The following is a 12366-nucleotide window of genomic DNA, read 5'->3' as shown; positions in this document are numbered from 1 at the left end:
AGCCTGCCTGTTCCACTCAGGCAGGCTATTTTACTTGAGCGGCACTAATAAGACATCCACTTTGCTGGCGGCGACAACCGTTTTTGCTGAGCAAAGGGCTTTACTGAAAAAGGTTTGGTTATGGTTACCGCATATAACCAGGTCAATATTCTCTTTGCGGCAAATATCCAGTATATGATCGCTTAATTCACCGGTTGCAATGTGCGAACCCGAAATGGGGTATTTCGCGCGAACCTTAATTTCCTCTAAAAAAGCCTGCGTCTCCTCTAAAACTAATTCCCGCAAATTTTCCAGCATGGGCGCGGCGAATTGATTATAAAGCTCCGGGTCTGCGGCAAGCGTAAGCAGTGTGATGCGTCCCTGGTAAGGCTTCACCAGCGAAACGGCCTTTTCAACCAGCAGATGACTCTCGGGGGTTACCGCAACGGCAACAAGAACATGGGCATAGCTCATGTTTATCTCCTTTTAAACAAGATAATAAAGCCACTCTTCGCTCTTACGCCTGATAAATCCCTTGCGCAAGCGTTACGTTTGAAAGAAGCGTGATGGGTCTCATAAAAATACTTTAATTATTCTTATAAATGGAATATGCAGGAATTCCAATTGTTAATGAGACGTAACAATTGTGGTTATTTTATCGCAAATTTTTGACAGTTTAGCGGCAGTAAAGACATCAAAAAGCCATTTTTTATGTTACGCGTAACTTAATCGTAAATAATTGAAAATAGTGTATTTAAATCTTTGGGTTTAACGGAAGTGTAATGTTTCTAACATAGAACCATCATCTATTAAATGGTTGTAAAATAATTGCTGGTAGCAAGTATTTCAGGCGTCACTATTTGAAACATCGCTGCATTAATATTCGACTTAGGAAGCTTATTATGAGTCGCCTTTGCTCATTTTTTGTCCAAATAAACACTGTCACTTATGCTTTCGTGTGATTTATAGATTGAAATTATGTGACGTACATCACATAATTCCTAAAATCTCGGCGCGACCACATTGTATGTGCCAGGGGTGACGAGTACAGTTTGCGCGAATTAGGAAAAATCTTAGGAATTTGTAAATAAGTCTTAAACGCGTAAGGAAACGCTACAGGGAAGCAACTATTTAAACCGGCATAGTTAACCGGTCAGCACAGCGTACTACCCATTATTTTTTTACCATTACGGTTTTATTTTTTACCGGAGCTTATCCGGCGACATCACGGGGTGCGGCAACGCCGCATTTTATAAAATTGGTTATTCGGGATGGGAAAAATGCACGCATCCGAGTTGCTAAAACATATTTATGATATCAATCTGTCATATTTGTTACTGGCGCAAAGGCTGATCAGTCAGGATAAGGCTTCGGCTATGTTTCGTTTAGGTATTAACGAAGAGATGGCCACCACGCTTGTTGAATTGACTTTGCCGCAAATGGTGAAGCTGGCTGAAACCAATCAGCTGGTTTGCCAGTTCCGTTTTAACGATCATCAAACGATCACGCGTCTGACGCAGGAGTCCCGCGTTGACGATCTGCAGCAGATCCACACCGGGATTCTGCTCTCCACGCGACTGCTCAACGAAGTCGCCAGCGCTGATGACGCACCGAAGAAGAAAAGGGCATAGTCATGAGCGAGAAAAGCATTGTTCAGGAAGCTCGTGATATTCAGTTGGCTATGGAGCTGATTACGCTTGGCGCGCGTTTGCAAATGCTCGAAAGCGAAACCCAGCTCAGCCGTGGCCGCCTGATTAAGCTTTACAAAGAGCTGAGAGGCAGCCCGCCGCCGAAAGGCATGCTGCCATTTTCCACCGACTGGTTTATGACCTGGGAACAGAATATCCACGCGTCGATGTTCTGCAACGCCTGGCAATACCTGCTGCGCACGGGGCTGTGTAGCGGCGTGGATGCGGTAATTAAAGCCTACCGCTTGTACCTTGAACAGTGCCCGCAGCAGGAAGAAGGACCGCTGCTTGCCTTAACCCGCGCCTGGACGCTGGTGCGTTTTGTTGAAAGCGGCATGCTGGAGTTGTCCCGTTGCAACTGCTGCGGCGGCAACTTTATCACCCATGCGCACCAGCCGGTTGGCAGCTTTGCGTGCAGCCTGTGCCAGCCGCCATCCCGCGCGGTAAAAAGACGTAAACTTTCCCGGGAAGCTGCCGATATTATTCCACAACTGCTGGATGAACAGGTCGATCAGGCCGTCTAACCGGTTCGGTGTGGAAACTCACTCCAGCAGCGGCGATTTCGCCGCTGCTTTTTTATCTCCCCCGATCCGCTAAACGCTCCCTTCTATCTGCGCATCCTCACTTTCGTCAACAGCAGAAGGATGATGTCGTGCTGATTTTATTAGGTTACCTGGTCATTCTGGGGACCGTGTTCGGTGGTTATATGATGACCGGCGGTCACCTGGGGGCACTCTATCAACCCTCTGAGTTTATTATTATCGGTGGGGCAGGCATCGGCGCCTTTATCGTCGGCAACAATGGGAAAGCCATCAAGGGCACGCTGAAGGCGCTGCCGCTGCTTTTCCGCCGTTCGAAATACACCAAAAGCCTGTATATGGATCTGATGGCGCTGCTTTATCGCCTGATGACCAAATCTCGCCAGCAGGGCATGTTTTCGCTTGAGCGCGATATCGAAAACCCGAAAGAGAGCGAAATTTTCGCCAGCTATCCGCGCATTCTGGCGGATGCGGTGATGCTCGATTTCATTACCGATTATCTGCGCCTCATCATCAGCGGCAACATGAACACCTTCGAAATCGAAGCGCTGATGGATGAAGAGATAGAAACCCATGAGAGCGAAAGCGAAGTGCCGGCCAACAGTCTGGCGCTGATGGGCGACTCATTGCCTGCTTTCGGCATCGTGGCCGCGGTGATGGGGGTTGTGCACGCGCTCGCATCGGCGGACCGCCCGGCGGCAGAGCTCGGCGCGCTTATTGCGCACGCGATGGTGGGGACCTTCCTTGGCATCCTGCTCGCCTACGGGTTTGTTTCGCCGCTCGCCACCGTGCTGCGTCAGAAAAGCGCCGAAACCACCAAGATGATGCAGTGCGTAAAAGTCACGCTGCTTTCAAGCCTTAACGGCTACGCGCCGCCTATCGCCGTCGAGTTTGGCCGTAAAACGCTCTATTCCAGCGAACGTCCTTCATTTACTGAACTGGATGAGCATGTACGCGCGGCCAAAGGGTCTAACCAGCAGAAAGCGACGGAAGATGCATGAAAAACCAGAATCACCCCATCATTGTCGTAAAAAAACGCAAGCATAAAGGGCATGGAGGCGGCTCGCACGGCTCCTGGAAAATCGCTTATGCCGATTTTATGACCGCGATGATGGCGTTTTTCCTGGTAATGTGGCTCATCTCCATTTCCAGCCCTAAAGAATTGACGCAAATAGCCGAATACTTTCGCACGCCGCTTTCCGCTGCGATCACCGGCGGGCACCGCATCGCCGACAGCGAAAGCCCGATTCCGGGCGGCGGGGATGATTACACCCAACAGCAGGGCGAAGTGAAAAAGCAGCCGAATATTGACGAGCTGAAAAACCGAATGGAGCAGAACCGGTTGAAAAAGCTGCGCGGCGACCTCGATCAACTGATCGAAGCGGATCCGAAGCTGCGCGCGCTGCGTCCGCACCTGAAGATCGATCTGGTGCAGGAAGGGCTGCGAATTCAGATTATCGACAGCCAGAACCGGCCGATGTTTAAAACCGGCAGCGCGGAAGTCGAGCCTTATATGCGCGACATTTTGCGCGCTATCGCTCCGGTGCTGAACGGCATTCCGAATAAGCTCAGCCTGTCGGGCCATACGGATGACTTTCCCTATGCGGGCGGCGAGCGCGGCTACAGCAACTGGGAACTCTCCGCCGACCGCGCCAACGCCTCGCGTCGCGAGCTGATGGCGGGCGGGCTGGACGAAGGCAAAATGCTGCGCGTCGTGGGGATGGCCGCCACCATGCGGTTGGCCAATCGCGGCCCCGACGAAGCGCTGAATCGTCGAATCAGTATTTTAGTGCTCAACAAGCAGGCGGAAGACGCCATCGTGCATGAAAACGCCGAAAGCGAGAACGAGCCTCTGAGCGTGTTACAACAACCGGGCGCCGTGCCCCCGGCCTCCAACCCAACACCGTCGCAACCGGTTATGAGGTGATAGCGTGAGTATGGATATCAGCGATTTTTATCAAACATTTTTCGACGAAGCCGACGAGCTTCTGGCGGATATGGAGCAGCATCTGCTCGATCTGTCGCCTGAAGCGCCGGATTCCGAGCAGCTCAACGCCATTTTCCGTGCTGCGCACTCCATTAAAGGCGGCGCAGGCACCTTCGGCTTCACCATTTTGCAGGAAACCACGCACCTGATGGAAAACCTGCTGGATGAAGCTCGCCGTGGTGAAATGCAACTCAACACCGACATTATCAACCTGTTTTTGGAAACCAAAGATATTATGCAGGAACAGCTCGACGCTTATAAAAGCTCACAGGAGCCGGATGCTGCCAGCTTTGAATACATCTGCCAGGCGCTGCGTCAACTGGCGCTGGAAGCGAAAGGCGAAGCGCCAGCTGCGCCTGCGGCCAGCGCGCATTTAACCGTGGTGGAAAAGCCGGAGCCTGCGCCTGTTGCGCAAAATGGCGGCAGCCTGCGTATTCAGCTTAGCAAGCTGAAGGCGAGCGAGCCTGACCTGCTGCTGGAGGAGCTGAGCAACCTCGGCGCCGTAAGCCAGGTGGAGAAGGGCGTCGACACGCTGACCGCCACGCTTGAAACCAGCGCCAGCGCAGACGACATCACCGCCGTGCTCTGCTTCGTCATCGAGCTGGACCAGATTGCCTTCCTGACGCCGCAAGCGCCGGACGCCGCGCCGCAAGCGGCCGCGCAGCCGGAACCTGAAGCCGCCCCCGCGCCGGTGGCCGAGCCTGCCGCTGCTGCGCCCGTCGCGGCCGTTAAAGCGCCAGCGCCTGCCCGTGCGGAACGTGAAAAACCGGCCCGCGAGAAAGAGTCAACGAGCATTCGCGTCGCGGTAGAAAAAGTCGACCAGCTGATTAACCTGGTGGGCGAGCTGGTTATTACCCAGTCGATGCTGCAACAGCGCTCCAACGAACTTGATCCGGTTACGCACGGCGACCTCATCACCAGCATGAGCCAGCTGCAGCGCAACGCGCGTGACCTGCAGGAATCGGTTATGTCCATCCGTATGATGCCGATGGAATATGTCTTTAGCCGCTTCCCGCGTCTGGTGCGCGATCTGGCCGGCAAGCTCAACAAGCAGGTTGAACTGACGCTGATGGGCAGCTCCACCGAGCTTGATAAGAGCCTGATTGAACGCATTATCGACCCGTTAACGCACCTCGTGCGCAACAGCCTCGACCACGGCATTGAATCGCCGGAAAAACGCGTGGCGGCGGGTAAAGCCCCGGTCGGCAACCTGATTCTCTCTGCGGAACATCAGGGCGGCAACATTTGCATCGAAGTGACCGACGACGGCGCCGGGCTTAACCGCGAGCGCATTCTGGCCAAGGCGATGTCCCAGGGCATGGCGGTCAGCGAAAGCATGACCGATGACGAAGTGGGCATGCTTATCTTCGCGCCGGGCTTCTCCACCGCCGAGCAGGTCACGGACGTTTCAGGCCGCGGCGTCGGCATGGACGTTGTGAAGCGTAACATTCAGGAGATGGGCGGCCACGTTGAGATCCAGTCAAAGCAGGGGCAGGGCACCACCATTCGCATTCTGCTGCCGCTGACGCTCGCCATCCTCGACGGCATGTCCGTTAAGGTGAATGACGAGGTCTTTATTCTGCCGCTCAACGCGGTCATGGAATCGTTGCAGCCGCGCGAAGAAGATCTGCATCCGCTGGCTGGCGGCGAGCGCGTGCTTGAGGTGCGCGGCGAATATCTGCCGCTGGTCGAGCTGTGGAAGGTCTTCGACGTGCAGGGCGCGAAAACAGAAGCGACCCAGGGCATCGTCGTGATTCTGCAAAGTGCGGGCCGCCGCTACGCGCTGCTGGTTGACCAGCTTATCGGCCAGCATCAGGTGGTCGTGAAAAACCTTGAAAGTAACTATCGCAAAGTGCCGGGCATCTCGGCCGCCACCATTCTGGGCGATGGTAGCGTGGCGTTGATCGTTGATGTTTCAGCGCTGCAAAGTATTAACCGTGAACAGCGTATGGCGCAGACTGCCGCCTGATCCCACAAGCGTAAAAAGGTATACAAATGACCGGTATGAGTAATGTAACTAAACTGGCCGGAGAGCCGTCAGGTCAGGAATTTCTGGTATTTACCCTCGGCGATGAGGAGTACGGTATCGACATTCTGAAGGTGCAGGAGATCCGCGGTTACGATCAGGTAACCCGTATCGCCAATACCCCCTCCTTTATCAAAGGGGTGACCAACCTGCGCGGCGTAATTGTGCCTATCGTTGACCTGCGCGTGAAGTTCAACCAGCAGGATGTGGAATACAACGACAACACCGTGGTTATCGTGCTGAATTTCGGCCAGCGCGTGGTGGGCATCGTGGTGGATGGCGTCTCCGACGTGCTGTCGCTGACCGCGGAGCAAATTCGCCCGGCGCCGGAATTCGCCGTGACGCTGTCAACGGAATATCTCACCGGCCTCGGCGCGATTGGCGAACGTATGCTTATCCTTGTGCATATCGAAAAACTGCTCAACAGCGAAGAGATGGAACTGGTAGATATCGCGGCCTCGCGCGTCGCGTAACCGTCATGTCTGAGGGGCGCGGTAGCGCCCCTTTTCTTTGCCCGCTGCCCGCTGAAGTAATTACTTTCCGCTACTGTGTAGTTCTCCTAACATACTCCGTTAGCACCGCTGACCAATCTGTCAATTTTTCGCCCGCATTTATTGCATGAATTATGTGACATTCATCACGTAATAATGAATATATTCATTTCATTTTACATTCAGAAATGAATTTATATTATTCAACATTTTGTTTTTAAAGAGATAAAGGCGTCAATCCGTCGTCCGTATGAATGCACTGTTAGTATTTGGTTAAATTCAGATACATAAACTAAATTTCAGTTTACAGGTGTCGGCGCTCCGGTTCCGGCCCTTAACAGGCTGATCAAATTAGAAAACAGGATGCTTCGCGACAGCGCAGTCAGAGGAAAACACGATGAAAAAAAATCTTTTTGTTGTGATCTGCGGAGGTGGGTTACTGCTCGCTTCTTCCGTGAGCCATGCGGTAACCAGCAGCGGTACCATTGGCGCCACCTTAACGTTGACCAACGGCTGCCTGATCAACGGCTCGCCGAGCCAGAACGGCATTAACTTCGGTACGCTGGACTTTGGTACCCACCCGGCGACCTTCGATACCCTGACCACGCAGTTAGCCGGCGCGGCGGGCGGCAACAGCTTCGCTATTCAGTGCACCACGGCGGATTACACCGTGCAGGTCACCGGCAGCACGAACCAGGCGCCAGGCACGGTGATCGGCACGCCAGGCACGCCGGGCCGCTATCTTGTTAATACCACGAATGCGACGCAGGGCGTGGCATACAGCCTCTACAGCGACGCCGCCTTTAACAACGTTATCGCCAATAACGCGCCGATTCCACGCGCCTCCACCACGGGCGGGGTCGATAACTATACCCTCTATGGCCGTATCCAGGGCGGTGGCAACAGCGTCACCGTGGTGCCGGGCATCTACACCGACACTATCAACGTGAGCGTTATTTACTAATTACCGTCGCGCTTGTTTACGACACGCAACAGGGCAGTCCGCCGGGCTGTCCAGGGGAAAGCTGTGCGAAAAAGCGGCGGTTTCGTCCTGGCGTTAATCTTCGTCAGCCTGACGACGCGGGCGGTGACGACGCAGTCGTTTCAGGTTAACGCCACCATCACGCCGGGCTGTTCGGTAACGAGCGGCAGCGGCGGCGTTTACGGCTCGCTGGATTTCGGGACGCGAAGCGGGGTGGACAGCGCCCGCGTCACCACAAGCTTTGTGCCGAACAGCGGTCTGACGCTCGCCTGCACTCCCGGCGTGGCGCTCAGCATGAGCATCGACGGCGGGCAGAATTACGCCACGGTGCGCAACATGGTGCGCAGCGGCGGAACGGAAAGGGTGCCTTACCGACTCTACAGCGCCAGCTCGCTATCCGCAGCGAGCGAAATCGGCGTAAACCAGGCGGTGACGGTGACTTACAGCAACAGCAACAACATTACGCTGCCCATTTTCGGCGCAGCGCAGCTGACCGGCTTCAGCCCCGCAGGGAGCTACAGCGATCGGCTCACGGTGACTTTGTCATGGTGACTCAGGGAGAAGTGACATGATAACAGGCGCAACGCGCTTCCACTCTTGCGGTTTACTCATCGCCCTCGGGCTCTTCGCCAGCGCAAGCCATGCGGCAAGCAATATCCTTATCTGGCCTATCGACCCTTATTTGCCGGCTGGCGAAAAAGCGGCGGAGCTATGGGTGCAAAATCAGGGCGACACGCCGACCACCATGCAGGTGCGTATCGTGCGCTGGCGTCAGGAGGGAGGCTTCGAGCGCTATGAGGCACAGCAGGACGTGGTCGCCAGCCCGCCGATTGTGAGCATCGGCGGCGGCAAAAAACAGCTGATCCGTTTAATCAGCCAGGCGCAGATCCCCATGGGGGTTGAGCAGGCGTATCGGGTGGTGGTTGATGAAATTCCCCAGCCGCAGGACAGCAGCAAACCGCAGCTTGGCATCAAGCTGCAGATGCGCTATTCCATCCCGCTGTTTGTGTATGGACAAGGCATTGAAACCCAGCGCTCCGGCGCGCATCACGCCTTCGTTAACCCGACCAAGCTGAGCTGGCGGATGACCCGCGATAACGGCCAGCCGGCCATAGAAATCACCAATAACGATGAGGTCCACGCGCGCATTAGCAAAGTGTCGGTGCGCCAGGGCGGGCGACAGCGCGAGCTTGCCGACGGGCTGTGGGGGTATGTGTTGCCGCGCAGCACCCGGCTTTTCCCGCTGCCAGCAGGCGTTACCGCGCCCAGCGAAATCTCCGCCTCTCTTAACGCCCGCGACTCGCGATGGCTCGCTTCTTCGCGTTAAGCCGGTATAAGGCGATGAAAGTCGTGTCGGTGGTTGGTCTGCTTAGCGTCGCGACAGACCGCGCCATGGCGCAACCGGGCGACGACGCGCTGCCGCCGCCGCCGGATGCCCGCGCTATCAACGATCGGGCGATTTTTCACCTGTCGCTGGTGTTGAGCCATTACGATACCGGCATGGTCGTGCCGGTCACGCGCCGGGCGGGGGAGTTCTGGGTCTCCAGCGCTGATCTACAGCGCGCCGGGCTGCCGGGCGACCGGCTGCCGCAGGGCGACGTCAATCTTTCCAGGCTAAACCTGGTGCGTACGGAGTATGACAGCACCAGCCAGCGGCTGTTGTTGACGGTGCCGAAAGAGTGGGTGCCGGAGCGGCGGATTGCGCTTGGCGACGGCGCGGCGCGCCTGCGCGCGCGCAACGGGCGCGGCGGGCTGCTTAATTACGATTTCTATGCTAACCACACCGAGCACAGCGGCAGCCAGGCCTCGCTGTGGCACGAGCTGCGGTTGTTCAACGATTACGGCGCCTTTTCCACCACCGGCACAAACCGCGAGGTGCTTGATGGCTATCCGGGGCAAAGCGAAGGCTACCGCCGCTACGACTCTACCTTCACCGGCACGCTGGATGACGATGCGCTGAGCTGGTCGGTAGGGGACGTGGTGAGCGACAGCTTAAGCTGGACCAGCAGCGTGCGCCTCGGCGGCGTCTCCTTTGGCCGCGATTTCTCGCTGCGCCCGGATCTCATTACCTATCCGCTGCCTGCCTTCTCCGGCGAGGCGGCGGTGCCCACGACAGTCGATGTTTTTATCAACGGCTACCGCTCCGGCTCCACGCAGCTGGAGCCCGGCCCTTTCACCCTCACCAACCTGCCTTATATCAACGGCTCCGGCGACGCGGTGCTGGTGACCACCGACGCGCTGGGCCGCCAGGTCACCACCACCATGCCGTTTTATGTGGCGAGCGACCTGCTGAAAGCGGGGCTTAGCGACGGGGCCGTCACGGCGGGGGCTATCCGGCGCAACTATGGCATCAAAAACGTTGACTATGGCCCGGCGGCGGCGAGCGGCTCTTACCGCTACGGGGTCAATGATTTCTGGACGGTGGAGGCGCACGGCGAAGGCGCGGAATCGCTGGGGCTTGGCGGCGTCGGGTCGCTGGTGAAGCTCGGCCACTTCGGGGTGGTGAACGGTGCAGTGGCTTACAGCCGGATGCGCGGCGAGCAGGGCCAGCAGTGGACGCTGGGTTATCAGTACAACACCGATTTTATGTCATTCACGACGCAACACACGCGCCGGGAGCGCGGCTTCGGCAACCTGGCGCTTTACGATCAACAGGTGATGTATGACAGCGACCGCCAGCCGATAGTCAGCCTGAGCCGCAACGTCGCCCAGTACTCGCTCTCTTTTAATATGGGCCGTTTTGGCAACCTGGGCGCGGCATGGTTGGATGTCGACAGTTTTAACAGCGACAGCACTCGCTTGCTCAACCTCTCCTGGAGTAAAAACCTCTGGGGCAGCAGCAGTTTTTATGTGGCGGCAAGCCATGACCCGGATGCCGACGACTGGTCGGTCGCGCTCTCGCTGCAAATCCCCTTTGGCCTGCAGGAAAGCGTGGCGTTCAGCGCCGAGCGCCAGCCCGATGGCGGCGCGACCGAGCGCGTGAACTATAACCATGCGATGCCGAGCGAGGGCGGCTTTAGCTGGAACCTCGCTTACGCGCATCAGACCCAGGAGAACGATTATCAGCAGGCGACGCTCGGCTGGCGCAACAACCATGTCGAGTTGCAGGGCGGCATCTATGGCGAGCGCGACGGCTATACCCACTGGGGCGAGGCCACCGGCTCGCTGGTGCTGATGAATGGCGCGCTCTTTGCCGCCAACCAGATTAATGACGCCTTCGCGGTGGTAAGCACCGGCGGCCAGGCGGATGTGACCGTGAACTATGAAAACCAGCCGGTGGGTAAAACCGATAAAGATGGCTACCTGCTTATCTCCGGCGTGACCTCCTACTATCCGGCCAACTACAGCATCGACACCCTTAACCTGCCTGCGGATACCCGCATCCGTGAAACCGAGCGCCGCCTGTCGCTGCGCCGGCGCAGCGGCTATCTGATTACTTTCCCGATGGAGCAGGAACGGGTGGCGAACGTTATCCTGCATGACGAAAACGGCCAGCCGCTGCCGGTATCAAGCCAGGTCTTCCGCGCCGGTCAGCCGCCCGCCATTGTGGGCTACGACGGCATCGCCTGGCTTGAAAACGTCGGCGAGGTAAACCACCTGACCGTCTCCACGCCGCAAGGCAAGCGCTGCACCGCCACGCTGACCCTTGCCGCCGCCCGCAGCCATCGGCTGGAAACGTTCGGCCCGCTTATTTGCCAGGGAGAGCAACCATGAAGCGCCTGCTGCTCTGCCTGTTGCTGATGATAATCAGCGCGCCCGCGCTCGCCGCCTGCCGGGTCAGCCTCGGCAAAGCTTCGCTCGGCACCCAAACCTCGTTCGTTATTAACAGCACAGTGCAGACCACCAGCGCCAACCTGGTGGTGGAGTGCGATACGGTGCTGAACCTGCTTAATGGTTCTGACTTCGTCAACGCCACGCTGACGACCGCCAGCTCCAGCGCCAGCAACCGCGCCACGCTCCGGCGCACCGACACGACAACATCGACAGACAGCCTGCCGATCCAGCTTTGCGCCCAGAACGGGTGCCCGGCCAACAGCGAGATCGCGGTGGGCGGCTCGTACCGCTGGAGCGGCAGCACGCTGCTGGGGCTGCTTACCAGCTCACGCTATGCGCTTCCGCTCTATATTCGCACGGTCGCCGGACAAAACCTCAGCGCCGGGACCTATCAGGGTACGCTCACCCTTTCTATTAACTACAGCGTCTGCGCGCTGGCCGCGGTGGCCTGCCTGTCGGCGCAGACCGGCACCGTGTCGCTGCCGCTTATCGTCACGCTCACCGTGACCAATGACTGCACGACCATCAGCGCGCCGAACGTCAATTTTGGCAGCGCGCCGCTGCCAGGCAACTTCGCCCCGGTTGCGCAAAGCATCGCCATCACCTGCACCAAAGGCAGCGTTTACACCGTTGGCATTAACAACGGCAGTTACGCCAACGGCAACGTACGCAACATGGCAAGCGGCGCGAATCGCCTGAGCTACGAGATCTATAAAGGCAGCACCACGAACCGCTGGGGGGTGAGCGGCACAGAGCGCTGGGCGAGCGCCAGCTCATCGCAGGTCAGCACCGACGGCCTGCTGCGCACGTATAACTACACCGCCCGGGTGCTTTCAGGGCAGAGCGCGCTGCCCGCAGGCAGCTACAGCGATACGCTGGTGGTCGATATCGCCTTTTAGT

12 protein-coding genes are annotated in these 12366 nt (G+C 57.3%); 11 read left to right on the top strand and 1 reads right to left on the bottom strand.

Annotation, left to right across the window (positions count from 1 at the left end; translation table 11 throughout):
* Nucleotides 1–30 precede the first annotated feature (30 nt).
* On the bottom strand, nt 31–453 hold the full coding sequence (uspC, locus tag ACU4F7_RS14070) for a universal stress protein UspC (RefSeq protein ID WP_029591951.1): 423 nt from the start codon (nt 451–453) through the stop codon (nt 31–33).
* Nucleotides 454–1259: 806 nt separating this feature from the next.
* On the opposite strand from uspC, the gene flhD reads away from it, so the two are divergent.
* The 11 genes from flhD (at nt 1260) to ACU4F7_RS14015 (ending at nt 12365) form a co-directional block, all read left to right on the top strand.
* Nucleotides 1260–1610: a flagellar transcriptional regulator FlhD gene (flhD, locus tag ACU4F7_RS14065; protein ID WP_481637174.1), complete on the top strand. Its 351-nt coding sequence runs from the start codon at nt 1260–1262 to the stop codon at nt 1608–1610.
* A 2-nt stretch (nt 1611–1612) separates the two neighbouring features.
* Entirely contained in the window at nt 1613–2191 is a 579-nt protein-coding gene (gene flhC, locus ACU4F7_RS14060) for a flagellar transcriptional regulator FlhC (protein WP_024559019.1), read from the top strand.
* 128 nt (nt 2192–2319) lie between these two features.
* The gene (motA, locus tag ACU4F7_RS14055) at nt 2320–3207 is read left to right on the top strand and encodes a flagellar motor stator protein MotA (protein WP_029591949.1); all 888 of its coding nucleotides are present in this window, start codon (nt 2320–2322) and stop codon (nt 3205–3207) included.
* Nucleotides 3204–4133 (top strand): flagellar motor protein MotB, encoded by a 930-nt coding sequence (gene motB, locus ACU4F7_RS14050; RefSeq protein ID WP_029591948.1) that lies wholly within the window; start codon nt 3204–3206, stop codon nt 4131–4133. The genes motA and motB overlap by 4 nt, the downstream gene beginning before the upstream one ends.
* A 10-nt stretch (nt 4134–4143) precedes the next feature.
* The gene (gene cheA / locus ACU4F7_RS14045; RefSeq protein ID WP_481638738.1) at nt 4144–6162 is read left to right on the top strand and encodes a chemotaxis protein CheA; all 2019 of its coding nucleotides are present in this window, start codon (nt 4144–4146) and stop codon (nt 6160–6162) included.
* A 26-nt stretch (nt 6163–6188) separates the two neighbouring features.
* Entirely contained in the window at nt 6189–6692 is a 504-nt protein-coding gene (gene cheW, locus ACU4F7_RS14040) for a chemotaxis protein CheW (protein ID WP_024559023.1), read from the top strand.
* A 415-nt stretch (nt 6693–7107) separates the two neighbouring features.
* Nucleotides 7108–7674 (top strand): Csu type fimbrial protein, encoded by a 567-nt coding sequence (locus tag ACU4F7_RS14035; protein ID WP_481637173.1) that lies wholly within the window; start codon nt 7108–7110, stop codon nt 7672–7674.
* A 63-nt stretch (nt 7675–7737) separates the two neighbouring features.
* A complete protein-coding gene (locus ACU4F7_RS14030) occupies nt 7738–8244 on the top strand; it encodes a Csu type fimbrial protein (protein WP_029591945.1) in 507 nt (168 codons plus the stop codon).
* A 16-nt stretch (nt 8245–8260) separates the two neighbouring features.
* Nucleotides 8261–9019 carry a fimbrial biogenesis chaperone gene (locus ACU4F7_RS14025; RefSeq protein WP_029591944.1) on the top strand — a complete coding sequence of 253 codons (759 nt, stop codon included), beginning with the start codon at nt 8261–8263 and terminating at the stop codon, nt 9017–9019.
* A gap of 14 nt (nt 9020–9033) precedes the next feature.
* Entirely contained in the window at nt 9034–11406 is a 2373-nt protein-coding gene (locus tag ACU4F7_RS14020) for a fimbria/pilus outer membrane usher protein (RefSeq protein WP_481637172.1), read from the top strand.
* Entirely contained in the window at nt 11403–12365 is a 963-nt protein-coding gene (locus tag ACU4F7_RS14015) for a Csu type fimbrial protein (protein ID WP_481637171.1), read from the top strand. Before ACU4F7_RS14020 ends, ACU4F7_RS14015 begins: the two co-directional genes overlap by 4 nt.
* Nucleotide 12366 lies beyond the last annotated feature (1 nt).

The organism is Franconibacter pulveris (genome assembly GCF_056780215.1).
This window is presented reverse-complemented; position numbering and strand designations above follow the sequence as displayed.

What these genes read in the sequence shown, in the direction of transcription:
- flhD (WP_481637174.1), top strand. Translation starts at nt 1,260, where the DNA reads ATGCACGCATCCGAGTTGCTAAAACATATTTATGATATCAATCTGTCA.
- uspC (WP_029591951.1), bottom strand. Translation starts at nt 453, where the DNA reads ATGAGCTATGCCCATGTTCTTGTTGCCGTTGCGGTAACCCCCGAGAGT.
- cheA (WP_481638738.1), top strand. Translation starts at nt 4,144, where the DNA reads ATGGATATCAGCGATTTTTATCAAACATTTTTCGACGAAGCCGACGAG.
- ACU4F7_RS14020 (WP_481637172.1), top strand. Translation starts at nt 9,034, where the DNA reads ATGAAAGTCGTGTCGGTGGTTGGTCTGCTTAGCGTCGCGACAGACCGC.
- flhC (WP_024559019.1), top strand. Translation starts at nt 1,613, where the DNA reads ATGAGCGAGAAAAGCATTGTTCAGGAAGCTCGTGATATTCAGTTGGCT.
- motB (WP_029591948.1), top strand. Translation starts at nt 3,204, where the DNA reads ATGAAAAACCAGAATCACCCCATCATTGTCGTAAAAAAACGCAAGCAT.
- ACU4F7_RS14015 (WP_481637171.1), top strand. Translation starts at nt 11,403, where the DNA reads ATGAAGCGCCTGCTGCTCTGCCTGTTGCTGATGATAATCAGCGCGCCC.
- cheW (WP_024559023.1), top strand. Translation starts at nt 6,189, where the DNA reads ATGACCGGTATGAGTAATGTAACTAAACTGGCCGGAGAGCCGTCAGGT.
- ACU4F7_RS14025 (WP_029591944.1), top strand. Translation starts at nt 8,261, where the DNA reads ATGATAACAGGCGCAACGCGCTTCCACTCTTGCGGTTTACTCATCGCC.
- ACU4F7_RS14035 (WP_481637173.1), top strand. Translation starts at nt 7,108, where the DNA reads ATGAAAAAAAATCTTTTTGTTGTGATCTGCGGAGGTGGGTTACTGCTC.